The sequence below is a fragment of the Nocardioides pelophilus genome (assembly GCF_014180685.1).
In the GTDB taxonomy this organism is placed as follows: domain Bacteria; phylum Actinomycetota; class Actinomycetes; order Propionibacteriales; family Nocardioidaceae; genus Nocardioides; species Nocardioides pelophilus.
Genome location: NZ_JACEHF010000041.1, coordinates 1 through 25581, shown reverse-complemented (window position 1 = coordinate 25581; position 25581 = coordinate 1). Strand labels below are relative to the sequence as shown.

The 25581-nt window shown below is 70.9% G+C and carries 25 protein-coding genes and 1 tRNA gene; 10 read left to right on the top strand and 16 right to left on the bottom strand.

Features of this window, described 5'->3' with window-relative positions; translation table 11 throughout:
* Positions 1-145: 145 nt before the first annotated feature.
* Positions 146-886 carry an FHA domain-containing protein gene (locus H0488_RS09680; RefSeq protein ID WP_183099070.1) on the bottom strand — a complete coding sequence of 247 codons (741 nt, stop codon included), beginning with the start codon at positions 884-886 and terminating at the stop codon, positions 146-148.
* Between the two features lie 440 nt (positions 887-1326).
* On the opposite strand from H0488_RS09680, the gene H0488_RS09675 reads away from it, so the two are divergent.
* Both H0488_RS09675 and H0488_RS09670 read left to right on the top strand, forming a co-directional pair.
* Positions 1327-1410: transfer RNA gene (locus H0488_RS09675), tRNA-Leu, on the top strand.
* A 236-nt stretch (positions 1411-1646) separates the two neighbouring features.
* The gene (locus H0488_RS09670) at positions 1647-2024 is read left to right on the top strand and encodes an NAD(P)H-binding protein (RefSeq protein ID WP_220794393.1); all 378 of its coding nucleotides are present in this window, start codon (positions 1647-1649) and stop codon (positions 2022-2024) included.
* Positions 2025-2098: 74 nt separating this feature from the next.
* Here the strand turns inward: H0488_RS09670 and H0488_RS09665 are convergent, their stop codons facing one another.
* The 11 genes from H0488_RS09665 to H0488_RS09615 form a co-directional block, all read right to left on the bottom strand.
* Positions 2099-3487, bottom strand: coding sequence for an amidase (locus tag H0488_RS09665; RefSeq protein WP_183099069.1), 1389 nt, complete (start codon positions 3485-3487; stop codon positions 2099-2101).
* A 218-nt stretch (positions 3488-3705) separates the two neighbouring features.
* The gene (locus H0488_RS09660) at positions 3706-4530 is read right to left on the bottom strand and encodes a hypothetical protein (RefSeq protein WP_183099068.1); all 825 of its coding nucleotides are present in this window, start codon (positions 4528-4530) and stop codon (positions 3706-3708) included.
* A 163-nt stretch (positions 4531-4693) separates the two neighbouring features.
* Positions 4694-5878, bottom strand: coding sequence for a TolB family protein (locus H0488_RS09655; RefSeq protein WP_183099067.1), 1185 nt, complete (start codon positions 5876-5878; stop codon positions 4694-4696).
* Positions 5875-6381, bottom strand: a complete 507-nt coding sequence (locus H0488_RS09650) for a SigE family RNA polymerase sigma factor (RefSeq protein ID WP_183099066.1) — start codon at positions 6379-6381, stop codon at positions 5875-5877. Before H0488_RS09650 ends, H0488_RS09655 begins: the two co-directional genes overlap by 4 nt.
* A 478-nt stretch (positions 6382-6859) precedes the next feature.
* On the bottom strand, positions 6860-7951 hold the full coding sequence (locus H0488_RS09645; RefSeq protein WP_183099065.1) for a hypothetical protein: 1092 nt from the start codon (positions 7949-7951) through the stop codon (positions 6860-6862).
* 11 nt (positions 7952-7962) lie between these two features.
* Positions 7963-9048 carry a hypothetical protein gene (locus tag H0488_RS09640; RefSeq protein WP_183099064.1) on the bottom strand — a complete coding sequence of 362 codons (1086 nt, stop codon included), beginning with the start codon at positions 9046-9048 and terminating at the stop codon, positions 7963-7965.
* 168 nt (positions 9049-9216) lie between these two features.
* Positions 9217-10329 carry a hypothetical protein gene (locus tag H0488_RS09635; protein ID WP_183099063.1) on the bottom strand — a complete coding sequence of 371 codons (1113 nt, stop codon included), beginning with the start codon at positions 10327-10329 and terminating at the stop codon, positions 9217-9219.
* Position 10330: 1 nt separating this feature from the next.
* Positions 10331-11578 (bottom strand): serine hydrolase domain-containing protein, encoded by a 1248-nt coding sequence (locus H0488_RS09630; RefSeq protein ID WP_183099062.1) that lies wholly within the window; start codon positions 11576-11578, stop codon positions 10331-10333.
* A gap of 11 nt (positions 11579-11589) precedes the next feature.
* A complete protein-coding gene (locus H0488_RS09625) occupies positions 11590-12828 on the bottom strand; it encodes a hypothetical protein (protein ID WP_183099061.1) in 1239 nt (412 codons plus the stop codon).
* Entirely contained in the window at positions 12818-13375 is a 558-nt protein-coding gene (locus H0488_RS09620) for a sigma-70 family RNA polymerase sigma factor (protein WP_183099060.1), read from the bottom strand. The genes H0488_RS09625 and H0488_RS09620 overlap by 11 nt, the downstream gene beginning before the upstream one ends.
* Positions 13376-13522: 147 nt before the next feature.
* Complete coding sequence (locus H0488_RS09615) at positions 13523-14764, bottom strand: PucR family transcriptional regulator (protein WP_183099059.1); 1242 nt, start codon at positions 14762-14764, stop codon at positions 13523-13525.
* A gap of 127 nt (positions 14765-14891) precedes the next feature.
* Between H0488_RS09615 and H0488_RS09610 the strand changes: the two genes are divergently transcribed.
* On the top strand, positions 14892-16079 hold the full coding sequence (locus H0488_RS09610; RefSeq protein ID WP_183099058.1) for a cytochrome P450: 1188 nt from the start codon (positions 14892-14894) through the stop codon (positions 16077-16079).
* Between the two features lie 4 nt (positions 16080-16083).
* The gene (locus H0488_RS09605; RefSeq protein ID WP_183099057.1) at positions 16084-16296 is read left to right on the top strand and encodes a ferredoxin; all 213 of its coding nucleotides are present in this window, start codon (positions 16084-16086) and stop codon (positions 16294-16296) included.
* A 28-nt stretch (positions 16297-16324) separates the two neighbouring features.
* On the opposite strand, the gene H0488_RS09600 is transcribed toward H0488_RS09605, so the two are convergent.
* Positions 16325-17086, bottom strand: coding sequence for a hypothetical protein (locus tag H0488_RS09600; protein ID WP_183099056.1), 762 nt, complete (start codon positions 17084-17086; stop codon positions 16325-16327).
* Complete coding sequence (locus H0488_RS09595) at positions 17083-17598, bottom strand: SigE family RNA polymerase sigma factor (protein ID WP_246371741.1); 516 nt, start codon at positions 17596-17598, stop codon at positions 17083-17085. Before H0488_RS09595 ends, H0488_RS09600 begins: the two co-directional genes overlap by 4 nt.
* A gap of 165 nt (positions 17599-17763) precedes the next feature.
* Between H0488_RS09595 and H0488_RS09590 the strand changes: the two genes are divergently transcribed.
* From H0488_RS09590 to mhpA, 6 genes are all read left to right on the top strand, one after another.
* Positions 17764-18987 carry an MCE family protein gene (locus tag H0488_RS09590; protein WP_183099055.1) on the top strand — a complete coding sequence of 408 codons (1224 nt, stop codon included), beginning with the start codon at positions 17764-17766 and terminating at the stop codon, positions 18985-18987.
* 71 nt (positions 18988-19058) lie between these two features.
* Complete coding sequence (locus H0488_RS09585) at positions 19059-19742, top strand: TetR/AcrR family transcriptional regulator (RefSeq protein ID WP_246371738.1); 684 nt, start codon at positions 19059-19061, stop codon at positions 19740-19742.
* A gap of 166 nt (positions 19743-19908) precedes the next feature.
* Positions 19909-21054 (top strand): VOC family protein, encoded by a 1146-nt coding sequence (locus H0488_RS09580; protein ID WP_183099054.1) that lies wholly within the window; start codon positions 19909-19911, stop codon positions 21052-21054.
* Positions 21051-22007, top strand: a complete 957-nt coding sequence (locus H0488_RS09575) for a fumarylacetoacetate hydrolase family protein (protein WP_183099053.1) — start codon at positions 21051-21053, stop codon at positions 22005-22007. The genes H0488_RS09580 and H0488_RS09575 overlap by 4 nt, the downstream gene beginning before the upstream one ends.
* Positions 22008-22029: 22 nt before the next feature.
* Positions 22030-22386 carry a DoxX family protein gene (locus H0488_RS09570; RefSeq protein WP_183099052.1) on the top strand — a complete coding sequence of 119 codons (357 nt, stop codon included), beginning with the start codon at positions 22030-22032 and terminating at the stop codon, positions 22384-22386.
* Positions 22383-23921 carry a bifunctional 3-(3-hydroxy-phenyl)propionate/3-hydroxycinnamic acid hydroxylase MhpA gene (mhpA, locus tag H0488_RS09565; protein ID WP_183099051.1) on the top strand — a complete coding sequence of 513 codons (1539 nt, stop codon included), beginning with the start codon at positions 22383-22385 and terminating at the stop codon, positions 23919-23921. Before H0488_RS09570 ends, mhpA begins: the two co-directional genes overlap by 4 nt.
* Here mhpA and H0488_RS09560 read toward each other — a convergent pair.
* Together H0488_RS09560 and H0488_RS09555 are read right to left on the bottom strand one after the other, a co-directional pair.
* A complete protein-coding gene (locus tag H0488_RS09560; RefSeq protein WP_183099050.1) occupies positions 23848-24912 on the bottom strand; it encodes a cobalamin B12-binding domain-containing protein in 1065 nt (354 codons plus the stop codon). The genes mhpA and H0488_RS09560 overlap by 74 nt on opposite strands.
* Positions 24912-25581: GGDEF domain-containing protein (locus tag H0488_RS09555; RefSeq protein WP_183099049.1), on the bottom strand; the 670-nt coding region annotated here is incomplete at its 5' end. The genes H0488_RS09560 and H0488_RS09555, both read right to left, overlap by 1 nt.

The window sequence follows — 25581 nt, the reverse complement described above, 5'->3', positions numbered from 1 at the left end:
CGGGGGCTGGGGCGCGGCGCCGGCGCCCGCGCCGGTCGACGGAAGCCGGGCGCCGAACATGTCGGACCGGATCACCGAGATCGCCGAGAGCACGAAAATCCACAGGATCGCCAGGTAGGCGACCCGGACGAGGAACAAGGTGAGCTCAGACATCGGCGATCTCTTCCTCGAGGAGTCGGACGACCAGGGAGGTGTGGCCGACCTGCACCCGGGACCCGTCGTGCAACGGAGCCCGGCTCACCTTCTGCCCGTCGACCGAGATGCCGTTGGTGGAGCCCATGTCGTGGACCTCGATCTGCAGCGGGCCCTCGCCGGGCGCGGCGGTCGAGACCGACTGCGCGGTGACCAGGAACTCGGCGTGCCGGCGGCTGACGCCGGGGTCGTTGATCCGGATGTCGGCCTCGCTGCCGCGGCCGACCACCAGGCCCGGAGGCTGGAGCGGGTGCCGGGTGCCGTTGACCTCGAGGACGGCGCGGGTGCGGTGTCGCGTGGTGTAGCGCGCGTGGCCGCTCACCGACGCCTCGGCCTTGCTCAGCACGCGGAACCGACCGGTGCCGAGGTCCTCGGCCGCCTCGAACGTGATCCGCAACGGACCGGGGAAGACGTAGGACTGGAGGTCGGCGTGCTCCTGCAGCTGCTCGACCAGCTCGGCGGCGAGCGCGGAGTCGTACGGCGCCAGCCGCTCCAGGTCCGACTGCGACAGCTCGACCGCGAACGTGTTCGGCACCAGCCGTCGCTCGCGGGACAGGATCTGCGCCTTGTTGTCGAGCTCGCGCTGCAGCGCGGCCGCGATCTCGACCGGCTGGACGGCGCTGCGGAACGTCCGGGCGAACACCCCGGAGATCGCCCGCTCGAGCTTGTGCTCGAAGCGCTGCAGTCCGCCCACTCCGGAGATCTCCTGTTCCCGTCCGCTCGCATGCCTAGCGCCCGACGCTGTCGGGTTCCGTCGATCGTATCGGTGCCACCCGTGACGGCCAGGCACCCCGCGCGCGACCACCGGTTCGGGGCAGGGGCGGTTCGGGGCGGGGGCGGTTCAGGGCGGGGGCGGTTCAGGGCGGGTTGCCGGTTCGGGGCCGGCCCCCAGCTGTAACACGCTGTCTGCGGCACTGGGCGGCCGTCGGCGGCTGCAACACGCTGTTCGCCGTACTGGGAGACCCCTGGCGTCGGTGGGAGACCGGTGCATCGGGGCCGAAGCAACGCGAACGTCCTGCCAGATCGCCGAACGGCGTGTTACATCAGCGATCGGCGCGAGCAGCAGGCACCCGTTCCCGGTTTGGGACGCACGGCGGCCCTGGGATAGCCTTGCCCGGCTGATCATTCAGCGACGCGCGAGTGGCGGAATAGGCAGACGCGCACGGTTCAGGTCCGTGTGTCCGAAAGGACGTGGGGGTTCAACTCCCCCCTCGCGCACGTCGTGACAGGCCCCGGGTCCTCGGACCCGGGGCCTGTCCACTGTCACGCTGAAGCGACGCGCTCGACGCGCCCGCCGGCGTCGAGCTGATCAGCGGCACCCCGGCCAGCATTGACGACATCCGCCGCGCGGCCGATGGCGCCGAGGCCGTGATCAGCGTGCTGAACAACGCCCGCGTCTCGGACAACCCGTGGGCCAAGCCCGTCAGCCCGCCGAACTTCATGACCGACGCCGCTTGCGCCACCTGACCATGATGGCCGAGGAGGGCATCACCCGCTTCGTGGCGACCTCCAGCCAGGGCGTCGCCGAGGACTGGAAGCGCGTCAACCCGGTCATGCGCGGCCTCATCACAATCTCCAACATCAAGGCCGGCTTCGAGGACCACAACGGCGTCGACGCACTGATGCGCGCCTCCGACGTCGAGTGGACCCTGGCCCGTGCCGTCGCGCTCACCGACAGACCCGCCAAGGGCCCTCTTCGAGCTGCCGCACCCGGCACCGAGAAGCCCGCCACGTTCGTCAACCGCCACGACCTCGCGACGTTCCTCCTCGACACCGTCGAGCAGGGCACCTGGCTCCGCCAGACCCCAGTGGTCTGGAACACCCGCAACTGACCGAACGACCCGCATGGAAATCACTTACTGGATGGTGGCCGGAATCGCGTGGGCAGGAGACCTCCCAATCCCGCTTAGCCTTCGGGCAGCGGCGGCACCGAGACCGGCAGCCCGCGGTGGTCGGTATGCGCCTCGAAGCCGGACGCGATCGAGATCAGCGTCGCCTCGTCGAACGCGCGACCGAGCAGCTCCAGGCCGACCGGCAGGCCGTCGGACGCGAAGCCGGCCGGCATCGCCAGCGCCGGTAGACCCGCGATACTCGCTGGGCCGCAGCCGAAGTGGCCGGAGTCGTCGTCCTGGTCGGGACTCACGATGACGCTCGCCGTCGTCGAGCTGACGGGGTAGGCGACCGCGTCGACGTCGTGCCGATCCATGACCGCCTCGAGATCCCGCCGGTACGCCATCCGGCCGGCGACCGCCTCGCGGTACGCCCGGGTGGTGGGTGTCCTGCGACTGGCTCCCGGGTCGTCCACGATCCGGGCCCACGCCCGCCTCGGCGCGGTGGGTTCCTCCGCGAGGTACGCGGCGAGGCTCGACGGGAACTCGCCCAGGATCGGATCCATGTTCTGCCGTGGCTCGGGCAGGCTGATCGGGACCAGCTCCGCCCCGCTCGCGACCATCACGTCGAGCGCGTCCTGAAGGACGCCGTCCAGCTCGTTCCGATAGTCGAACTCCAGGACGCCGATCCGCCGCCCCTCGAGTCCGCCAGGGTCGAGCGCATCGACGAGGGAGGTCTGCGTCGGCACCGTGGCCGGGTCCTCAGGGTCCTCGCCGGAGGTGATGTCCACGATGATCGCCAGATCTGCCACGGTGCGCGTCATCGGACCCAGCTCGTCGAGGGAGGAGGAGAAGCGAAGGGACCCGGCGCGCGACGACAGGCCGTACGTCGGGCGCAGACCGTAGACGTTGTTCAGTCCCGCGGGGTGGCGGATGGATCCGCAGGTGTCCTGTCCGAGTCCCGCGACGGCGAAGTTCGCCGCGACGGCGACGGCGGTGCCGCCGCTCGACCCGCCGGGCTCCCGGCTGGTGTCGTACGGGCTCAGCGTCTGGCCTCCGACGGTCGAGTAGGAGTTGGAGCTCTGGGCCAGCTCGGCGAGGTTCGCTTTGGCGAGGATGATCGCGCCCGCCTCGCGCAGCTTGCGGACCTGGAAGGCGTCCCGGGCCGGCTGGAAGTGCTCGAGGACGCGGCTGCCGGACGTCGTCCGCATCTCGGCCGTGTTGATGTTGTCCTTCACCACCAGCGGGATCCCGTGCAGCGGCCCGCGTGGCCCGGACGCTGTGCGCTCGGAATCGAGGGCCGCAGCCTCGGCGCGCGCCCGTGGGTTGATCGTGATCAGCGCGCTCAGCTCGGGACCGGCGTCGTCGTACGCCTCGATCCGCGCGAGGAAGAAGTCGACGAGCTCGACCGAGGTGATCCGTCCGCTCCGCAGGGCGCGTTGCAGCTCCGTGATGGTGGCGTCCATCGGGAACCGAACGTCTCCGGTGATCAGCGTGCTCGGCGGAGGTTCGGTCGTCGCCGTGGTGGTCGACCGACTCGTCTCCGACGTGTCGGCGGGTGCGGTTGCGGGGGTCGAGTCGGAGCACCCCGCGAGAGCCACGACCAACGCGCCGGCGACGACCGCTCGGCGCGGACGGGAGCCGGGCAGTTTCGGCAGTCGGGGGATCATGACGTGGCCTCCACCTAGCTCCGCCCAGGTGCGAACCGGACGGATTCGGCCATGGCACGCAACTCGGCCTTGATGGCCGCCGGTGTGTCCGGGAAGTACTGGGTCATGATGACCACGCGAACCCCATCGACGTCCATGACCCAGAGGTCCCACCGGTTCGCCGGCCCCTGGACGTAGGGCGCGGGCTCCCAGGGACGCCACTCATAGCAGTCGCTCAGGTCCTTCGGTCCGAGCAGCGAGAAGAACGTGCCGCGGTACCTCCCCAGCTTGACGGGCCGGGGCTCGGTGGTGTCGATGAGCGGATGCGCGGCCACGGCGTCGACGAAGTCGCCAACGGTCGGGCCGACCGGGATGTCGGGCTTCTGGTGCGAGACCTGTGAGCAGGGCTGGGAGTTCAGGCGCACCCACCAGTTGGTCCACCCCAGCGCGAGGGCCGGGTCGTTGGGACTCGCCGTGTCCCTGCCCTCGGCCGGGAACAGGGAGACGACCTCCGTGGCGGCGGTCCAGCCCGCGGGAACGGTGACCTCGAGGGTCGGCAGCGCGGGCCTCTTGTCCGCCGGGCAGTCCACGTCGCAGGTGTTCAGCACCACGAACCGGTAGCGCCCGGGGGTCACTGCACCGTCCTGGAGCTCGGGCACGCCGGTCGGGGCCGCGCTCGTCGGAGGGCTGGTCGACGCACCGGCCGTCGGGGTGGTGGACTCCCGTGTCGCTGTGGGGGTGGGGCCGCCTCCACATCCACCCAGAAGCAGGGACGCCAGCACGGCCAGCACGTACGGCGCGCGCGAGAGCGCGGCACCGCGTGCCACGACCAACTCCACAGGATCGGCTTCCTGCTCCATGATCGACTCTCCTTCGAACGGACCTTGTCGACCTCAAGAACGCAGAAAGTGGCAACGGCGGGTGGGGGCACCGCGCCCGGACCACGCTCGTCGACGACCACCGCGTTCCCGGCGGCAGGCGCCAGCAGGACCCCGCGCCGGGATCGGCACGGCCTCATCGTCGTCACCTCGGGAGCCAGGTCAGCTTGCCGGCGATCAGGGGATGACGGTCCAGGACGCGGCCGTCCTCGACCGACAGCTCGAGCACCTGGTTCGGCACCCGCAGTGCGACGCGAGTCCCGTCGGGGGACCACAGGATCTCCGCCTCGTCGTACGCCGTGGCGGAGGGGTAGTCGTACAGGGTGCGCGGGACGGAGGCACCGGATCCGGACAGGGTGAGGGTGGCGGCCCTGATCGACTGGGACTCCTCGGTGCCGCCAAGGGAGGCGAACTCCTCGATGAATCCGAGACTGCCGCCGTCGGGGGACCACGTCGGACTCCACAGGTAGGCCAGCGGTGTCCGCAGCACCGGTTCGGTGTTGGTCGCCGTGTGGACGACCTGTGGCTCGCTGCCGTCGCTGTTGGTGACCCAGAGGCGGGAGGACATCCCCTCCTCGGTGAGGAGCCTGCTGACGAGGGCCATCCGCGTCCCGTCCGGCGACCACTCCACGGACAGGATCTCCTCGCCGGTCGGGCCGACCTCCGCAGGAGCGAGCACGGTGGAGAGGTCGATGCTGCGCCGCTCCTCGCCGTCGAACCCGACCACCGTGATCTCCTGGCCGTGGGCGAGCGTGATCTCGTTCGGACCCGGACCGAGCTCCGCGTCCACGTCCGCGTACGGCGACGGGAACCTCCCGACCACCTCGTCCCGCGTCGCCACGCGCAACGTCGCGACGGGTGGAGGGCTGCTCGGGTCGTTGCCCGTGTCGGTCGGGAACTCCTCGAAGAGACCGATGTTCGCTGCGGGGTCGACGTCATGCGCTCTGATCGTGCATTCCGCCCCCGGGATCGCCAGCCTGAAGTCGGCGGTGATGAGGGAGCAGGGCTCGAGGACGGGGGCGAAGAGATCCTCGGCCCTCACGAGGCGGCCGTTGGCCGGCAGGTCCGCGGGCGCCGTCGTCTCCGAGGTTCCGTCCGCTCGCGTCCCGGTCGGCGACGGGCCGGCCGGCTGCGGAGCGCCGTCCTTGTCACGGGTCACCGCGAACGTCCCGAGGACCACGACCATCACGGCGGCGGCCGCGGCGAGACCGGCGATCGCTCCGTAGCGCCGCCGGCGCTCCTGGTCGGCCTGCTCGATGGCGCGGTCGAGGTCGCCGTAGACCGGGACGTCGGCGACGATCTCGTCGAACGCCTCGCGCAGGCCGCTCATGACTCCACTCCTTCGAACGAGGCCACCGCGTCGGGGACGAGCTCGCGCAGGCGCTGCAGCGCGACCCGGGTCTGCGACTTCACCGTGTTCGGGCTGATCCCGAGCGCGGCCGCGGCCTGCACCTCGGTGAGGTCCTCGTAGAACCGCAGCACCAGCACCGCTCGTTGGCGAGCCGTGAGCCGGGTCAGTGCGCCTTGGAGCGTCAGTCGATCAGCGGTCATGCTCGTCTCGTCACCGCAGGGCCTGTCCGGGGGCGAGGCCGAGGGCAGCTCGGAGATCCGCCGACGTCTCCAGGAGTCCACGAACCGGCTGTACAGGATCCGCCGCACGTAAGCCTCCGGATCCACCGTGCCGGTCTTCTGCCAGCGCCGGACCAGGACCACGTAGGTCTCCTGGACGAGATCCTCGGCGCTCTGGTGATCGCCGGTCAGCAGGAACGCCGCCCGCGAGAGCGCCGCGCCACGCGCCGAGACGAACTCCCTGAGCTCGACCTCCCGGTCCATAGGGCCACTCTCCTCGTTCGGAACGCACTCATCCCGGTAAACGCAGAATCGGCCCGCCGCGGGTGGGGCAGCCAGCGACAAGCTCGCGCGGAAGAGTGAGGCGGGACTCGCCGCCCTCGTTGCTTCGCCGTCGCCTTGCCCCCCGCGACCGCCACGATCCGCGCGTCGAGCACCGCGCCGGCGTACAGGGCATGCTCGCCCCATCGTCAGCGTGAGCAGACCGGGCGTCTCGGACACCGATCGCGCCGAACTCCAGTCGATCCTCGACTCGATCAGCCTCGTGACGGATGCGCAGTAGCTCACCTGTCGTAGGTCGAGTGCGAGTCCTCCCTCGCGCACTGACGGGTTGCGGCCCTCGACCCCTCTCGACCTACTGCAACCGTCGATCGATCAGGAGGTCGATCAGACGCTTCTGCTCGTGGGCGCGTTCGCCGACAATGACCCCGGTGCGGGCCTTCACCGTGTTCCGTGGACCGACTTACACGAGTTCGCGCCAACACGCGGCTTCGTTGCACCATTCTCCGAGGTACACCGTGGTGGGGTCGCTCGCGCCGTAGATCTGCCGCGCAACGCAGCTGCGCAGGCCCCACTTGCCGCATCGGGGAGCCCGTCCGGCCGGAGTGACTGTGACGGACAGGTGCGCGGTGTACTTGTCGAAAGGCGTGGCCGGGATCGCCAGGTGACCGTCGGTCCCGGCGATCCCGAGGGGGCTCGCCTTCGTGTCTGTCCGGCGGAAGCTCCCGAAGTGCTCACGAACGACTTCGACGACGTCCCCGGTGAGCGGCACTCGAAATGCCGTGGGCGGGAGGGTGAGTCGAGGGTCGGCGGCCGCTTCCGCCATGAGGTCGAGAGGGAACGGGTCAGCGTCCTTTCTGCCGTGCCCGAAGGCAGTGACGTGTCCGAACGTCCCGTCGGCGCGCTCGACCACGACGAGGGCGACGTGTTTCGCGCAGATCGGCGAGGCTCTGCAGCCATCCGGTCCTTCAGATCGCCGCGGCACGATGAGCCAGGCATCCTCGCCGTGAGGTCCTACGAGTCGATCCTGCCGACAATCCGGGCTCTCGGCCGGCGGGGGCGACCATGCGCTCAGGGGGCAAACATGCTCCATCACCTGCCCGTCGCCGTCGTCGACGAGGATGCCGACCTCGACCCACCAGTTCCGGTGCCGCCACGTCGACTCCAGCTGCCAGACCAACCGGCGGCCCTTGACGAGCTCACCTGCCTGATCGAGGTGAGCGGCGACTACGTCGTACCACGCGTCGCGGGCGGACCGCAGGGGGTCGGCCATGGCCCAGCCGTCGTCGTTGATCCTGGGCTTGATCTTGGTGTCGACCCAGGTGGCGGGTGATTGCGACTTCGCGCGGTCAGGCCTCGAGGGCGCGGCCTCACGGGCTGAATGCCGGGTCGGCGTCGGCTCTGCGTCGGTTGCTTCGCCACCGCTCGGCGAGAGGGCGGCAACGGTCCCCGCCGCGACGAGCACGGCGACACTGATTGCCGCTGCGACCTGGAGCCGGTGGTGACGCACTCTCTGCAGAGCCTTTGTCATGGGGACATCAGTGGGCTCGGACACGGCAACCACCTCTACTGCAACCGGGGGTCGAGCACGAGATCGATCAGCCGCTGCTGCTGGCGCGGGAGCCGGCTGAGACGACTTCCGGCCCCCACCCACACCGTGTTGTGGGGGCCGACGTAGACGAGATGCACGAGGCACAAGAACTCGTCACACCATCGACCGACGTACACCGTGGTCGGGTCGCCCGCGCCGTAGACCTGCCGAGCCACGCACGTGTCCAGGCCGTCCCGGCCGCACCGGGGGGAGCGTCCGGCCGGACGGACTGCCACGGCGAGCAACCGGTCGTCGATGACCGAGGTCTTGGAGCCCCATGCCTTGGCGCGAACGAGGCCCCGGGTGAAGCCGTACCCGAATACGCTCAAACGCGAATCCGGGTCCAGCTGGAGGCTCTCGAAGTGCTCGCGGGCGACTGCGGTGACGGCCGAGTCGCGCGGCACCCCGAACGCCTTGGCCGGGAGCGTGAACCGAGGGTCGGCGGCCGCTTCCGCCATCAGGTCGAGAGGGTAAGGCGGAGCGCCGAACGCTTCCCTCCTGAAGGCCATCACGTAGCCGAGCGTGCCGTCGGCACGCTCGACCAGGACCATGGCGGCGTGGTCCGCACAGGCTGGTGAGCCGCAATAGCGTGAACCCGGCTCCGGTTCACGCGGCCGGACGATCCAGGCGTCCTCCCCGTCGGGTCCGACGAATGGCTGCTGCCGGCAGCCCGATCGTTCGATCGTCGTCGTCCACGCCAGCAACGGGCAGGCGCGCTCCAGCACGTGCTCGTCCTCGACGTCGACGAGGAGACCGAAGTCGACATGCGTCCGGTGCCCCTGACCTGACTCCAGCCGCCAGGGGAACGTGCCGTAGGGGCCCTTCCGGAGCCCACCCGCCGGATCGAGGTGCGCGGCGACCACGTCGTACCACTCCTGCCGAGCAGGTTCCAGCGGGTCCGGAATGCGCCAGCCGCGAGTGCTGGACCTGGCCTTGAGCTTGGTGTCGACCCAGGTGGCGGGCGATTGCGACTTCGCGGGCTCGGTTTTCGTCGCCTCGGGCGACCGGACAGCCGCGCGGTGCGAGGGTTCTTCGTCGTCGCTCGACGCGATGACGGCCACCGTCCCCACGGCGGCGAGCACAGCGGCCGCGATCGCCGCCGCTACCTGGATCCGGCGGTCGGGTTTGGACACGGGAACCACCTCCACCCCTGAACAGACTCGACGGGGGGGAGACATTTAGCCGTCCTCACAGGTCTCTCCCGGTCCGCGGCGGCGGGCCTCGGAGTGCTACTGCAACCGAGGGTCGAGCACGAGGTCGATCAGGCGCTTCTGCAGGTGGGGGCTGGCGTGGATGCCGCTGACCACAATCACCGTGTGCCGGCGACCGACGTACACGAAGCTGACGATGCTCCCCTTCGATCTCGCGAGGTGCACCGTGGTCGGGTCGCCAGCGCCGTACACCTGCCGAGCGATGCAGTAGGACGGGATCGCTCGGCCGCACGGCGGCACGGGCCCGGCCGGTACGACGCGTATGTGCAGCCAGGGGAACGGGCCGGGGGCCTCGATCTCGCCGATCCCGAGCTCGCTCGGGAGGACCGAGGCCGGCACGAGGTTCGGGAAGTGGTCGTGGAGGACGGCAGCCACCGTCGAGTTGCGCGGCACGGCGCGCGCCTTGGCCGGCAGTGCGAGTCGTGGGTCGGCAGCGGCCGCCACCAGGTCGTCGAGCGGCACCGGTGCGTCGCGTCCTCCGTGCCAGTCCGCGTCGATGTATCCGAACGTCCCGCGGGCACGCTCGACCAGCGCCACTGCGCGACCCGGCACCTGCAGGACCCAGGCGCCCTTCCCGTGCGTTCCCTCGAGCGGGTGCTGTCGGCAACCCGATCTCTTCTCGGCCCAACGCCGCATGATCACGCGGCAGCCGTGGCCCAGGAGCCGTCCGTCGCCATCATCGACAAGGATGCCGAACGTGCCGGAGACTTCCTCGCGCCAGTCCAGCGGGGTCCGCCCCCACTCCTGGCGCCACAAGTCGAGCTCCCCGCCCGACGGCTCGAGATGTTCGGCGATCACGTCGGACCAGGCGTCGCGCAACGGCCCCAACGGGTCGTAGTACATCCAGCTGGCGAGGCTCTCGGGGCCCTCCTTGCGGTTGAGTGTGGTGTCGACCCAGGTTGCGGGTGACTGGGACTTCGCGGGTGCGGGCGTTGGCGACCGGGGGGTTGGTGACACGGGTGTTGGTGACTCGAGGGGCCGGCCAGCCGTTTGTTGCGGTGGCGCCTCGTCGTCGTTCGACGCGAGGGTGGCGACGGTCCCCGCGGTGGCGAGCGCGCCGGCCACCATCGCCGCAACCATCTGCATCCGGCGGTGGCACACCTTCCGTACGAGGTGGTGCCCGCGGGACATGTCACTCGCCCTCCAGGACGGCGTCTGCCAGCGCGTTGACGACGTCGCCGGTTACCAAAGACTCCTCGTTGGTCAGGACGGTGATCACGATCCCGTCCTCGTAGAGGCAGCGCGCGAAGGACGCGAAACCCACCTGCAGGCCCTCGTGACCCATGCCCGGTCTGCTGCCGCCGTCCTCGTCCATGACGCCGAGCCCGTAGCGCTCCTCGGGAGCCGCGAGGTTCGCCTTCATCTCGGTCAACGAGTCGCGCGACACGATCTCGCCCGCGCAGAACCTCGCGAACCAGCGCCCCAGGGTGAGCGCGTCGGAGGCCATCGCGCCCGCTCCGCCCGCGCCGCTGATGGCGGCGTACGACGGCACGTCCCCGCCGCCCCTCTCCAGCGCACCGGTCTCCGCTGACGGCGCCGCCAGCGGCGGGGTGGGCCGTTCGCCCGGCTGGAAGATGAGTCGGTCGAGCCCTTCGCCGGCGAGCACGCCGGACCGGAGCACCTCGGCGAGCGGACGGCCCCGCTCGTGCTGGATCATCACGCCGAGCAGCATGAAGTTGGTGTTGTTGTACTCGAAGGTCTCTCCCGGGTCCGCGTGTGGCGGCCCGACCCTGGCCAGGACCTCCCGCCAGGTCTCGCCGCGGCGGGGGTGTGCTTCGAGTCCTTCGAACATCTCGTCAGTGACGTAGTCCGACAGGCCGCTGCGCATCGCCATCAGGTGTCGGATCGTCGCGCCGTTGGTGTCGAGGTGGACCCACGCCGGGAGGTGGTCGGTCACCGGGTCGTCCAGCGCCAGGTCGCCGGCCTCGACCAGCTGCATGACCTGCGCCGCGACGATCGACTTGGTGACGCTGCCGATCGCCATCTGGGCGTCCGGCGGCATCGGCTCCTTCCCTTCGGCATGCCCGACCGCTCCGGTCCAGGTTCCGTCGGCGGACATCACCGTCGCGGTCACGCCGTAGCCGTCGGCGGCATCCCTCAGGGTCGCCTGCAGCGCCGCGGCCAGCCGGTCAGGCGCCTGCTGTTCGGTGAGGTCGCCGAACGCCTCCGTCGGGAACGGTGCCGGTGGCCCGGACGACGACGCGGTCGGTGACGGGGACGGTGGCTCGGAAGATGACGCGGACTCCAGTTGCGTGGTGGACGGCGCGGTTGCCGACGGCGTCGTCCGTGCGTCGGACGTCTTCTCGTCGTCCGGGCTGCCACACCCGGCGAGCAGCAGGCCGAGTGCGAGGACCGTGGTCACGGCACGGGTTCGGGACATGGAGGGACTCCTCACTCCTTGATCGGGACACATCGGGCGAGCGACAGGCTGCATCGCGCGGCGTCGCCGTCGAAGGGTGCGTGAACGAGCAAGAGGTCGTCCCGCTCGACGAGGATGCCGTACGCGTAATCGTCCATGGGCTCCGGGACGTCCTTCAGTGAGCGGAGCGGACGCCGCTCGCCGCCGTCGAGCGGGAGGACGGACAAGTCGCCACACCCGAAGGGTCCGGTCGAGCATTCCTCGGCGAGCAACGCGAAGCGTTCGTCGGCGGTGACGGCCACCGTGTTCCGCGGCAGGGTCGCGACGATCTGGACGTCGCCACGGTCGGTCACCCGGACGTACTGCGGCGGAGCCGCCTCCGTGCTCTGGACCAGCAGGCCGTTGTGTGCCCCCGTCCGCTGCACCAGCGGACTCAGTGTCGGCGGAATGTCGGGGAACGGCACCGTGCCCACGCTCACCCCGGCCGGGAGGGTGCGGACGACGTCGGCCTCAGGTGCCCACGCGTCCACGCGGCCGTCGGCACAGTGCTGGAGCCCGTCCTCGTCGAGGTACGGCTCCAGGCAGTGCGCGAACACCACGACACCGTCGTTGGTGACGGCGATGACGCCGATCTGGCGGACGACGGTGTCTGCGTTGCGACTCCAGCGCACTTCGCCGGTGGTCGTGTCGACGACCTCCAAGACCAGCGGCGGGTTCGCGTCGTCGATGTTCGCGGCCGGTCGTGTCCAGGCCATCCAGCGGGCGTCCTGGGAGATCGCCACCGCGCCGGGCAGGATGTCACCCCTGGACGCCGGCATCGGCCGCGGGGTTGCGCCCTTGCCCCACCACTGCGACGTGGCGTCGTTCGCGTCGGTCTTGATCGCCACCCAGACGTCATGACGGGTCTCCATGAGCTCCCACCGGCCGGGCACTATCTCGCCCGCGACCTCGAGGCCGGCGGGTCGGCGGTGCACGAGAAGGACGTCTGTCGGGTCGTCCGGGATGGTGACCGGGTCGACGGCGGTCGTGCTGGTGCGGGAGGGAGATGGTGCGGGCTGGGGAGCCTGGTCCTGCTCGTCGCCGGTGACCGCGAGCACGCCGATTGCCACCGCGGCCGCGGCCGCCGCCGCGGCCAGCCCGACGAGCACGGTGCGCCGCCGCGTCCTTCGCGCGTCGGCGGTGACGGCCGCGAGCGCCCGGTCGATGTCGGGCACGGGCAGGGCGTCGTTGGTGGTGCGGAGTCCTTCGCGGAGGCGCTGGTCAATCGACATTGCTGTCCACCTCCTCGCCGAGAGCGGCGGCCAGTCGTTTGCGGGCTTGGTGGAGGTGCACGAACCCGGTCGAGGTCGAGCAGCCGACCAGGTCGGCCACCTCGGCCATGGGTCGGTCCTCGAGGTAGAAGAGGACGACGATCGCGCGTTGCTTGGCCGGCAGGGTGCGGATCGCGGCGACCAGCTCCGGGTCCGGGAGGTGGATCCCGTCCTCGATGTACGGCGCCGTGGCGGCGGCCTGCTCGAGAATGGTCCGGCGGGTACGACGCGACGCCTCGCGCTGTGCCTTGCGGATCGCCACCCGGCGTACCCACAGGTCGGGCCGGTCGAAGTCGCGCAGCCGCGACCAGTCACGGAAGAGCTCGGTGAAGGCGTCCTGGGCGACCTCCTCGGCCGCCGCCTGGTCGTGGATGACGAACCAGACCGTGCGGACGACCTGGGGGTACGTTGCGGCGAACAGCTCGGCGAACTCCTCGTCCGGCAGGCTCGAGCGCCGCGGAGACATCGGCACGACATTCATCATGCTGGCGTCGGCGGGCTCGGACACAGGAATCACCTCCACCCGTCAACAGACGTGGCGTCGGAGGAACCTTTAGCCGCCCTCGGCAGGGAGGAGCACCTGCCGAGGTCAGGGTGAGCGAACAGCGTCGACCAGCGGACGGGCCAACCGGGCACTTAGCGCTGCCGGATGCTCCTACGGCGTGGGACCCATGATCCGCGCGATCTCGAGAGCGAGGGACACGTCGAGGGTGCGCCCGGTGAGGTCGAGCGGCAGCAGGTCGCGAGCTCGCTCCAACCGAGTGGCGACGGTGTTGCGATGTGCGAACTCGACCTGCGCGGTCCGGGCCATGCTGCACTCCTGCCGAAGGTAGGTCCGCAGGGTCTCCCGGATCTCTGGGGGCGCAGTGGCGAGCGGACCCAGAGTCCGGGTGACGAACTCGCGTGCCTGGTCCTCGTCGGCGCTGGCAAGAGCGACGACCTCGACCTCGTCGTACGTCGTGATGTTGTTCCGAAGGGGCAGGCGTCGGGCCAGTCGCTGGGTAGCCGCCGCCTCCTGGTGGCTCCTGCGGAAACCGGTGAGCCCGGTGCCCGGGCGGCCGAAAGCCAGGCGGACGGCGTGGCCGTCCTCGCTCTGGTGCGGTCGCATCCCGATCTCGGACGAGGCGCCCCCGGAAAGCCAGACCCACACCGTCGATGGGCCCACCGGGACGATCAGCGGGCGGGCCGCGCCCGCGAGCCGCGCCAGCTCGCTCGTCGCAGCACCGAGCGCGCCCTCGGCAGCGGGTTCATCGGACCACACGATCACAGCGGTGTGGGTGCGCCCGACCTCGTAGCCGAGGAGCTGCGTTGCGCGCCGCTCCGAGATCGGCGCTCCTTCGAGGATGAGGGCGACGGCTTCGGCTCTGGCGGCGCTGGCGGCGTCGCGCAACTGGGAGCGTTCGGCGCGGATGGTCGCGGTGATCCCGGCGAGGGTCTCTTCGACGTACGCGAAGATCGATCGGGAGGCCAGCCTCAGCAGGTCGTGCAGCGCGTCGTGGTCGTCGGTGATCCGGAACGCAACGTCGGTCACTGCCTGCATGGCCAGGTTCTGTCCCATGCGAAAGCCGCTGAGAATGGTCTCGTCGAACCCGTGGCGTACGACGTCCCGGGCGAAGTCGATGTTCTCCGGACTCAGGTTGGCCGGCACCGGGAGGCCCGGCTTCCGCAGGTTGGCCATCGCCCAGACCATGACGTTGGAGCGACCGGCTGCCCGCAGTGGGTCCGCCAGCCCAGGCGCCAGGTCGAGCAGCTCGCGGTTGACCTCGAAGCTCGCTGCGTCGATGGCGGCCAACAGCTCCTCGGCCTCGTCGAGCAGGATCAGGACGCCCCGTTTGAGCAGGTCGGCGAGCTCCGCAGAGGGCGGCTCCCAGTCTCGGAGCGTGGGTTGCGTCGACAAGGCGGTCCTCCAGCACCCGCTGTGCATTTCGCACAGTCGTTGCGTGAGTCTACGACGCTTCGCCCTTCGCCAACGAGGTCCTCGCGCACGACACTCCTGCACATCGGCACGAGAACGAGGAGCTGCCATGACGGAACGGCTGGTACCCACCGATAGCGAGGACCTGTACTCGCGCGCGGCGATCCTGGACCCCTATCCCCACTACGCGCGACTGCGGGCCCGCGGGCCGGTCGTCTGGCTCCGACGTCACCGGGTGTACGCGCTGCCGCAGTTCGCGGAGTGCAAGGCCGTGCTGCTGGACGATGCGACCTTCATCTCCGGCGCGGGCGTCGCGCTCAACGCGCTGACCAATCGCCTTTCGCACGGGACGACGCTCAACAGCGACGGAAGGCAACACGACGAACGCCGCAAGCTGGTCGCACACCGTCTGACGCCGCGTGCCCTCCGCGTGATGCAGGAGCAGGTGGACGCCCAGGCCGCCCGCGTGGTGGATGCGGCGCTGGAGCGCGGAAGGGTCGACGGCGTCGGCGACCTGGCGCTGGCACTGCCGATGTCGATCGTGCCCGACCTGATCGGCTGGCCGCAGGAGGGCCGGGACCAGCTGCTGGAGTGGGGAGCAGCGACCTTCGACGTGCTCGGTCCGCGCAACGGGCAGGCGATGCGCAGCGTCGTTCCGAGCCTGCAGATGCTGCGCTACGCGCGGAGGGTCGCCAAGGAGCGCAGCCTGCTTCCCGAGAGCCTGGGCGCCGACCTGCTCCGGGCCGTCGACGAAGGAAGGCTCGATGCCGCCGGCTGCCCCAAGCTGCTGGTCGACTACCTGGCGCCGTCGATCGACACCACGCTGAGCGCCATCGCCAGCGCTCTCTACCTGTTCGCCCAGCACCCCGACCAGTGGCAGAGGCTCCGCGCCGACCGCAGCCTCCTGCCCAACGCGATCAACGAGGTCGTGCGCCTGGAATCACCGCTCCGAGCGTTCAGCCGCAAGGTTGCCGCTGACGTGACGCTGGCCGGTGTCGCGCTGCCGGCGGGCAGCCGGGTGCTGGTCCTCTACGCCTCGGCCAACCGCGACGAGCTGGTCTGGGAGTCGCCGGACGAGTTCGACATCACCCGCGACGCCAGCCAGCAGCTGGGCTTCGGTCACGGCACCCACGGGTGCGCGGGCCAGGGCCTCGCAAGGCTCGAGACGCGGGCCGTCCTCGGCCACCTGCTGGACCGGGTCGAACGACTGGAGCTCACCGGGGAGCCGGTCTGGGCCGTCAACAACATCATCCACCGACTCGAGCACCTCCCGCTCGAGCTGATCCCCAGTAGGTGAGCCAATGAAGATCGAAGTCGACTACGAACGCTGCGAAGGTCATGGGATGTGCGAAGCCGTGGCGCCGGCCCTCTTCTCCCTCGATGACGACGACCAGCTGACCTACCACGCGGAGGGTGCCGACGTTCCGGACGAGGGACTCGCTGCAGCCCGTACGGCGATCGCCTCCTGCCCGGTCGCCGCCTTGCGCCAGATCGACGGTGGGAGAGGCGCCTGAGGACACCCAGCCCCGTTCTGCGGCCCGCTCAGTTCTCGTTCTCCCACTTGTTGAAGTCGAAGATCCACTCGGCGACCGCCTCCTGAACGGGGCGGGGCGGCGGGCCGTCCGCCGTACGCACCTGGAGCACCTGGACGTCCCGGTCGCTGTGCAGGATCCAGGTCACTGCATGGGTCGACCAGGCCAGCACCGCCCCGGGGTACGCGAGCGGCCGGGTCTGCCACGCCGTGGCCTTGCAGGACCCGAGGTTCTGAACGAAGCGCGCGGCCGCCTTCGACGCTTGGGCCTCGGTCGCGAAACCGAGGTGGCCGAAGCCCGCCCCGTTCCTGCCGGGGGGCGGGGGGCCGCCGTCACCTCCCGACTCGGACTCGTCTCCCCAGTCCCCCGAACACACTCCGTTGAACGCGTAGTCGTAGTTCGCGGGGAACGGGCCGCCTGCGTTGGGGGTCCAGCCGCGCACGTTCAGGAGGATGTCGTCCAGCTCCCTGCCGAAGTCCGCCCTGTGCAGCGGCCGTTCGGGAAGCTGGAGCGACGGTGACGAGGTCGTCGAAGGCCGCTCGACGGGCGCAGGTCTCGTCTCGTCACCGCCGCCGAGGGCCCCGGTGACCAGACCGCCGCCCACGGCGACGAACGCCACGACGGCTGCGGCCGCGACCGCCACCGTCGCCCGGTTCCGGCGTACCCGCCGGCGTCCACGCTGCACGTCCTCGACCGGAGGCACGGCCGGCATGTCGAACCGCTCGGCCACGGCGTGCAGCCGCCGGACCAGGTCGGCCTCGTCGATGGTCATGCGCCCTCTCCCTCCGTGATCGTCATCCCCAGCTCGGCGGTCAGCGCCCGCCGCAACGCGGCGAGCCCGTCGCTGGTCTGGCTCTTCACCGTCCCGGCGCTGATGCCCAGGTCGGCGGCGGTCTCCTCGACGCTGAGCCCCAGGAAGTGGCGGAGGACGACCACCTTGCGCTGCCCGAGGGGCAGGTTCGCGATGGCCGCCCACATGACCTGGAGGTCCTCGGTGGGCAGGTTCACCGGGGCGGGTGACTCGCTGATCGCCGCTGCGGGTCGCTCACGGTGCCACGGCCGGCGTACCTGGTTCAGGTGGCTGTTCACGATCGCTCGGCGCACGTACCCGTCCACGTTGTCCGCCCGGGACGCCCGCGGCCACGCGGCGTACAACCGGGCCAACGCGTCCTGCACGACGTCCTCAGCCTGGTGCGGATCCCCGCACAGCAGGCACGCGGTGCGGAACAGCTGGAGGCGTCGCTGGGCGACGTACGCCGTGAAGGCCTCGTCCACGTCCATCATCAAGCCCCCTTTCACCTCTAGGACACAACCCGAGGGTGATCGGTTGGGTCTCGGAGCCGAGCGTCGTCCAGCTTGGTCCGGGCCAGGGCGCCCTACGTGGCTTGACTGATGATATCGTCATGTCTGGATATTTCGGCAGGACGGGCGATTCAGGGGGCATGATCCGTGATCACGCGGCGCACCAGGGTCCAGCTGCTCGTCTTCGCCGTGATCACGCTCGCGGGGGTGAGCTACGTCGGCGCCCGGTTTGCCCAGCTGGACCGATTGGTCCTCGACCAGAGCTACACGGTGGTGGCGCACTACCCGGAGTCGGGCGGCATCTTCACCGGCGCCGAGGTGACCTATCGGGGCGTCCGCGTCGGCAGGGTCGGCCACCTCCAGCTGACCGATGCCGGGGTGGATGTGCATCTCGACATCGACAACGAGTGGGACGAGATCCCGGCCGACACCCGGGCGCTGGTGGGCAACAGGTCCGCGGTGGGCGAGCAGTACGTCGAGCTGCAGCCCAACGTCGACGCGGGCCCGTACCTGCGGGACGGGTCGCAGATCGACGACGTCGCCACACCGATTCGGACCGAAGTGCTCCTGGCCGACGTCGCGCGCACCGTCGACAGCGTCGATCGGCGCGCGTTGAGAGTGACGGTCCACGAGCTCGGCGCGGCCTTCGCCGGCACCGGTGAGGACCTGCAGCAGATCATCGACTCCAGCGGATCCTTCATCGAGACCGCCAACGCCGGCTTCGACGTCACCACCGCGCTCATCCGGGACTCCAACGTCGTGCTGCAGGCGCAGGTCGACTCCGCCAGCTCGCTGCGGACCTTCGCCCGGGGCCTGCGCGCCTTCTCCCGTTCCATGGTCGGCGCCGACAAGGACCTCCGGGCGGTGATCGACAGCGGCTCCTCCGCCGCCGGCCAGCTGCGCACCCTCCTCGAGCAGAACGAGGCCGAGGTCGCGGAGCTGCTCCGGGGCATGATCACGACCGGTCACGTCGCGGTGGCCAACCTCCCCGGGATCCGCCAGCTCCTCGTCGCCTACCCGGTCGTCCTCGAAGGCTCCTTCGGGGTGGTGTCCAGGGATCCTGGGTCCGGGCTGTACGGCGTCCACAGCGGCCTGTCCCTCAGTCCCACGACGCCGTGCCACGCCGGCTACGAAGGGACGGAAACCCGCAGCCCGCAGGATCTCGAACCGCGCGACCTCGACCTCGACGCGCGCTGCATCGAACCGGCGACGCAGAGCAATCCCCGCGGCTACCAGAACCTCCCGCGCGCCGCCGTCCGCCTCGACCGGGACACCGGGATGGCGCCGCAGCTGGTGCGAGGTGAGTCGTGGAAGCTGTTCTTCCTCGCGCCGCTGATGACGACCGGACCGGCGTTCGGCGAGGAGTCCTGACGAAAGTCTCAGGGGTGCGGATCGGCAGCTACGCTGAGGCACTGGTCGTTCCTGACGGGAGAGGTGGCGTGATGACGGAGGCTCCGGTCGCCGGTCCTGACGTGCCGGACAAGCCCGGCATGACGCGCACCGACCGGCGAAAGGCCCGCACCCGCGCCAGCCTGGTCCGGGCGGCTCAGCAGCTGATCGCGGAGGGACGCTCGAGCGTCCCGATCCTGGAGATCACCCAGCTCGCCGACGTCGGCATGGGGTCGTTCTACAACCACTTCGAGACGAAGGACGACCTCTTCCAGGCGGCGGTCGACGATGCGCTGGAGCGCCACGGGACGCTGATGGACGCGTTGACGGCGGACCTCGACGACCCGGCGGAGGCCTTCGCCCAGAGCTTCCGCCTCACCGGCCGGCTGCACCGGGTCGCACCCGAGCTGAGCAAGGTGCTGCTCTCCTACGGACCCGGCATGGTGACGTCCGGCCGCGGGCTGGCACCGCGTGCGCTGCGCGACATCAGGCTGGCCGTCGAGGCCGGCCGGTTCACCGTCGCCGATCCGGAGATCGGGTTGACGGTCGCCGGGGGTGCGGCTCTCGCCCTGGGCCAGCTCCTGCACGACCGGCCCGAGCGCGACGACGCGACGACGACGGACGAGACCACCGAGGCGGTCCTCCGGATGCTCGGCCTGCCGCCGGAGGAAGCGGCGGAGCTGTGCCGTCGCCCGCTGCCGGAGGTCCGGGTGGCCGCCGACGGCTCCGTGGCCTGACCCACGAACGCGCCGCCAGGGCGCGTACGTCGTACTCCGCGCACCGCCCGCTCGGTCGGTCGGTCGCGCCTGATCTCCCTGCCCTCTGAGCGGAGGCATGCCGCGCGCTTGACAGACGAATACCTCAAAGGTGACGATATCGTCATTGACGAGGGAAGGAGAGGTCGTGAGCGATCGCGAGCTCCACCGCACACACAGCGATCTGCACAGCGAGCAGGGCGCCCTGCCCGGTGAACACCCGGGCCGCGCAGCCAACCCGGTGATCAAGGTCGAGGACCTCGCCTGGCTGGAGTTCGAGAAGCCGGACCTGGTCGCCGCCGAGCGCTTCGCCCATGCCTTCGGGTTCGCCACGGCGGCCCGGACCCGAGACGAGCTCCACCTGCGCGGCGCCTACGCCGGCGCACCGTGCGTGATCATCCGCCGCGGTCGGCGGTCCCGGTATGCGGGCGCCGCCTTCAAGGCCGCCGACAGCGGCGACGTGGTGCGGTTGGCCGACGCCACCGGCGCCAAGGTCGAGCGACTCCCGGAGAGCATCGGTGGGGTCGTCGTCGACCTGACGGATCCCAGCGGGGCCGGCGTCCGCGTGGTCAGCGACATGCACGTCCTGCCGGAGCTGCCGACCCAGCCGGCTCAGGTGCTCAACGTCGGCGGCGACTTCCCCCGCACGAACGCCACCCAACGCCCGCTGCGGGCACCGGCCTTGATCGAGCGGCTGGGACATGTCGTGCTGCAGTCCAACCGGTACCGCGAGACCTTGGACTGGTACCTCCAGCACCTCGGTCTCATCGTCAGCGACTTCAAGTACTACGAGGGCCAGCGCGACCGCGGCCCGACCATGAGCTTCATCCGCTGCGACCGCGGTTCGCTCCCCGCCGACCACCACACGCTCGCGATGACCCTCGGGCCGCGCAACCGCTACGTCCACTCGGCGTACCAGGTGTGCGACCTCGACGCGCTGGCCGCCGGCGGCGAGCACCTCCTCGACGAGGGCTACTACCGGTCGTGGGGCATCGGGCGGCACATCGAGGGCAGCCAGATCTTCGACTACTGGCGCGACCCGGACGGCTTCCTCGTCGAGCACTACACCGACGGCGACCGGTTCGACTGCACGCTCGAGCCCGGCTGGTCGCCGATGACCGCCTCCGGCCTCGCCCAGTGGGGACCGCCCGCGCCGGTCGACTTCATGGGCGTGTCCCCGCGCCGGGGCGAGACCTACCGGGAGCTCGCCTCGATGGCGACCGCCCTCCGCGACGACAACAACGAGTTCGACCTCACCCGCCTGCTCGGCCTGATGAAAGTAGCCCGGTCATGACCGCCTCCGTCCTTCGCACGCTCGACGCGACCGGCCACTCGACGTGGTGGGTGCAGACCGCCGCGGGCGCCGTCAGGATCGACACCGCCGCGACCACCACCGCAGAGCTCCTCGCCGACCGGACCGCCATCGACGCCGCAGCGGGCGGAGCCGACGCCGTGCCGGTCGAGACCCTCGCCCTGGTCTCGCCGCTGACCGCTCCCTGCCGCGTGGTGGCGCAGATGACCAACTTCCGCTCGCACGTCGTCGACGCGGGCATGAAGCCCGACACGGTGCCGATGACCTTCTTCCGCAAGTCCTCCGGCTCGATCAGCGGACCCTTCGACGACATCGTCAAGCCCGGTCACGTCAGGCTCCTCGACTACGAGGTCGAGATCGGCATCGTCTTCGCCAAGGCACTCCCGGTCGGCACCCAGGTCACCGCCGACAACCTCTCCGAGTACGTCGCCGGCCTGGTCATCACCAACGACGTGAGCGCCCGCGACCTGCAGCTGCCGAAGACCCAGTTCTACGAGGCCAAGTCCTACCCGACCTTCACCCCTGTCGGACCGGCGCTCGTGCTCCTCGACGCCGACGAGCTGAAGCGCTTCACCGACCTGCGGCTGCGGCTGACGGTTAACGGGGAGGTCCGCCAGGACGCGGTGGTCGCCGGCGACATGCTGTACGGCCCGCTCGAGGCGATCCAGGCACTGACCGGGTTCCAGCGTCTCGATGCCGGCGACCTGCTGCTCACCGGGACCCCGGTGGGGACTGCGCTCTCCGCGCCGCCGAAGCCGATCGAGATGATCGGCAACCTGCTCCCGGCCCACGTGAAGTGGAAGGCGTTCTTCAAGCGGCAGGCGAACAACCCCAAGTACCTGCAGGACGGAGACGTCGTCGAGCTCACCGTCGCCACCGACGACGGCGCCATCGACCTGGGCGCCCAGCGCACGGTCGTGAGGTACGCCGGGTGAGCGGCGAGTCCGAGGAGCATCGATGAACAACGCACTCACCGTCGTCACCTTCGCCCTCGCCGCGGTCTTCACCGTCGCCGGGGCGGCGAAGCTGCTCGCCGTGGCGCCGATGCGGGTCCGCGCGGACCACGTCGGGTTCAGCGTCGAGGCCTACCGCGGGATCGGCGTACTGGAGCTCGCCGGCGCGCTCGGGCTGCTCGTCGGCGGGGTGCTGCCGCCCGCGCCGACCGCGGCCGCCGGCGGCTTGCTCCTTCTCCTCGTGGGAGCGGTCGCGGCCCACCGGCGCGCCGGTGACGGACTGAAGGAGGCAGCGCCCGCACTGGTCCTCATCGCCGCCCTGACCGTCGTTCTGGTCCTCACGGTGGGAGAGCTCCGATGAACCGGTCCACGGGCACGGAGGTCTACCCGGTCGTCGTCGCCGGCGCCGGCCCCACGGGCGTCACCGCCGCCACCCTGTTGGGTCAGTACGGCGTCCGCTGCCTGGTCCTCGACCGCTGGGACGGGGTGTACCCCCAGCCCCGGGCGGTGCACCTGGACGACGAGATCTACCGGATCATCGCCCGCCTCGGTGTGGCAGCCGACTTCGCCGCGATCTCCCGCCCGTCGCAGGGCCTCCGGCTGGTCGACCGGAGCCACCGGGTGCTCGCCGAGATCGACCGGGCGGGGGAGCAGGGTCGGCACGGGCACCCCCGGGCGAACATGTTCGACCAGCCCGTCCTCGAGCAGCTGCTGCGCACGAACCTGAAGCACCAGCCGACCGTCGAGCTCCGCGGCAACGCCGAGGTGACCGGCGTCGCCCAGGACGCGCCCGGTCGCGTGCGCGTCGACCTCACCGACCGGATCACCGGGCAGCGCGAGTCGGTGCTGGCGACGTACGTCCTCGGCTGCGACGGGGCGAACAGCGTCGTCCGGTCGGCGCTGGGCGCGCGCATGGTGGACCTGCGCTTCGAGCAACGCTGGCTCGTGGTCGACCTCGCGACGACCGCCGATCTCGACCAGTGGGAGGGCGTGCACCAGGTCTGCGACGCGGCCCGCGCCGCTACCTACATGCGGATCGGAGACGACCGCTACCGCTGGGAGTTCAGGCTGCTGCCCGGGGAGACCGCCGCGGACTTCTCGCCGATCGAGGCACTGCTGCCGATGATCAGCCCCTGGACGGGGGCCACCCCCGTGAGCGAGCTCGACGTGATCCGGGTCGCGGAGTACACCTTCCGCGCCCAGGTCGCCGACCGGTGGCGCGATCGCAACGTCTTCCTCCTCGGCGACGCTGCTCACCTCACGCCGCCGTTCATCGGCCAGGGAATGGGTGCGGGACTCCGCGACGCGATGAACCTGAGCTGGAAGCTCGCCGGTGTGCTGGCCGGGGACCTGCCCGAGAGCGTGCTGGGCACCTACGAGGAGGAGCGCAAGCCGCACGCGCGGACGCTGATCAGGGTGGCGCGGCTGATGGGTGTCGTGATGACCCAGGGTGGCCGGCCGGGCGACCTGGCGCGTCGGCTCCTCGCACCCCGCCTGCACCGCGTTCCCGGCCTCCGGGCCAGGATCGTCGACAGCGAGACCCCCGCGCTGCGCCGTACGGCGCTCGTGGCACGGCCACGCCTGCGCCGCTCGCTCGCGGGGCGGATGTGCCCGAACGCTGTGCTCCCCGACGGCCGCCGCTTCGACGACGCGGTCGCCAACGACTTCGCGATCGTCGTCGCGCGGTCATTGCCTGCCACTCAGCGCGAGCTCGTGACGGGCCGGGGTGCGGTCGTCGTCGAGGCGCCGGCCGGGTCGGCCCTCCACGACTGGCTCACCAAGCACGGGACCACGGCTGCTCTGGTGCGACCCGACCGCACCGTCATGTGCTCCGGCCGGGACGTTGCCGCCGTCTGCGAGGCGACGCGGACCCTGGGTCGCCCACCACGACGGTGATCCTGTCGTGGGCCGTCTCCACCTCCTGTCGCAGGAGTGCCTCCCCGCGAGGCGCCCGGGCCCCGATCGCGTCGGCGAGGTGGCGGGCGCCCTCGAGCACCGGCGCCGCGGGCAGTCCGCGTGCCGCGTGCAGGGCGATCAACCAGTCGAGCACGTCGGCCACGACGGAGGCGTCGTCGCAGGCGATCGCGGCTGCCAGGTGCTGGGCGATCCAGCGCAGCTCCTTGTGCCTCTCGGCGGGGTCACGATCATCCGGCGCCGACCCGAGATCGTCGCGCTGCCGGTCGAAGGCGGCCGCCACGACCTCGCGCGGAACCTCGTGGAGCCAGTGCGCCTCGGCCGGGATCTCGGGCAGCGGCGGCGGCTCCATTGCCCGGACCGTCTCCAGCCGACCGCGGAGCTCGCGGATGTCGTCGAGCCGCAGATGGGCGCCGAGCGCGCGTGCCCGCTGCTGGCCCCGTCCCCAGGCGCCGCCACCGACCACGGTGGGAACTCCCTCCGCGCGAGCCGCCGCGATGCAGTTCGCGGCGCCGATCAGGCTGGTCGGCATCGTGGCGGACAGCGCGAGGACGTCGGGGACGGTGCTGCGCAGGTACTGACGGAGCTGGTCGACCTGGATGTTCGCGCCCAGGATGGTGACGGCCAGGTCGTCCCCGCGGAGCAGCTCACCCGCCATCCGCGCCGGCAGCGAGTGCCATTCACCCTCGGCGCAGGCGACCACGACGCGTAGGCGGGTCCCGGGCTCGAGACGGGGCGGGGCGACCACGGTGAGGACCTGCTTGGTGACCGCGGTCGCCGCGTGCTCGTCGGCGACCGTCCAATCGCCGCTCATCCACTTCTCCCCGACGGCGCGCTGAGCCCTGGCCAGCACGTCGGTGATCAGAGAGCTCGGCGGCACGCCCCGGGTCAGTGCCTCGTCGAGGACCTCGGCTGCCACGACCGCGTCGGGAGCCGAGACGGCCGCGAAGTACCGGTCGTAGGTGCCCTCCATCAGAGCTCGGCCCCGGGTGCCGGCGGCGTGGCCGGATAGTCGTGGGCGACGGCCAGCTCGATCCGGTCCCGGCCGGAGCGCTTGGCCCGGTACAGCGCAGCATCGGCGGCCTTCGCCGCGCCGGCACCGCCGTGCTCGCCGACCGCGGCCACGCCGATCGAGGCGGTGGTGCCCTGGTTGTCCAGCTCCCCCCAGCGCCCGGCGATCGAGGCCATGCGCTCTCGCGCCGACGCGACGTCGGTCGACCTCAGCACGAGGACGAACTCGTCACCGCCGTACCTGCCGACGAAGTCGTCCGGCCGGATCGACTCCCGGAGCAGGCGGCCGAGATCGCGGAGCGCATCGTCGCCGGCCGCGTGTCCGCGGGTGTCGTTGAGCTGCTTGAGCCCGTCGAGGTCGAGCATGCAGACGACGTCGCCGGGCTCCGTCCGGCCCAGCCGCAGCCCGATCTCGCGACGGGTGGCGGCACCGGTCAGCGCGTCGACGGTCGCCATCCGCTCCTGGTGGTGGCTGAGATCGCTGCGGTTGGCGACCGTGTGGGCGTCGTTGACGAGCTCGGTGAGGTGGCGCTGGAGCAGCCCGTACACCGGGCTGCCGGCGGCGGCCTCGACGACTGCCGGCTCCCCGACCCCGAGCGAGATGTCCTGGGGGAGGGCGTCGTCGGACGCG

Coding starts and splice junctions, on each gene's coding strand:
- mhpA (WP_183099051.1), top strand. CDS start 22,383: ATGAACCGGTCCACGGGCACGGAGGTCTACCCGGTCGTCGTCGCCGGC.
- H0488_RS09610 (WP_183099058.1), top strand. CDS start 14,892: ATGACGGAACGGCTGGTACCCACCGATAGCGAGGACCTGTACTCGCGC.
- H0488_RS09570 (WP_183099052.1), top strand. CDS start 22,030: ATGAACAACGCACTCACCGTCGTCACCTTCGCCCTCGCCGCGGTCTTC.
- H0488_RS09585 (WP_246371738.1), top strand. CDS start 19,059: ATGACGGAGGCTCCGGTCGCCGGTCCTGACGTGCCGGACAAGCCCGGC.
- H0488_RS09595 (WP_246371741.1), bottom strand. CDS start 17,598: ATGATGGACGTGGACGAGGCCTTCACGGCGTACGTCGCCCAGCGACGC.
- H0488_RS09630 (WP_183099062.1), bottom strand. CDS start 11,578: ATGTCCCGAACCCGTGCCGTGACCACGGTCCTCGCACTCGGCCTGCTG.
- H0488_RS09605 (WP_183099057.1), top strand. CDS start 16,084: ATGAAGATCGAAGTCGACTACGAACGCTGCGAAGGTCATGGGATGTGC.
- H0488_RS09665 (WP_183099069.1), bottom strand. CDS start 3,487: ATGGACGCCACCATCACGGAGCTGCAACGCGCCCTGCGGAGCGGACGG.
- H0488_RS09575 (WP_183099053.1), top strand. CDS start 21,051: ATGACCGCCTCCGTCCTTCGCACGCTCGACGCGACCGGCCACTCGACG.
- H0488_RS09655 (WP_183099067.1), bottom strand. CDS start 5,878: ATGAGCGGCCTGCGCGAGGCGTTCGACGAGATCGTCGCCGACGTCCCG.
- H0488_RS09650 (WP_183099066.1), bottom strand. CDS start 6,381: ATGGACCGGGAGGTCGAGCTCAGGGAGTTCGTCTCGGCGCGTGGCGCG.
- H0488_RS09600 (WP_183099056.1), bottom strand. CDS start 17,086: ATGACCATCGACGAGGCCGACCTGGTCCGGCGGCTGCACGCCGTGGCC.
- H0488_RS09635 (WP_183099063.1), bottom strand. CDS start 10,329: ATGTCCCGCGGGCACCACCTCGTACGGAAGGTGTGCCACCGCCGGATG.
- H0488_RS09560 (WP_183099050.1), bottom strand. CDS start 24,912: ATGGAGGGCACCTACGACCGGTACTTCGCGGCCGTCTCGGCTCCCGAC.
- H0488_RS09660 (WP_183099068.1), bottom strand. CDS start 4,530: ATGGAGCAGGAAGCCGATCCTGTGGAGTTGGTCGTGGCACGCGGTGCC.
- H0488_RS09625 (WP_183099061.1), bottom strand. CDS start 12,828: ATGTCGATTGACCAGCGCCTCCGCGAAGGACTCCGCACCACCAACGAC.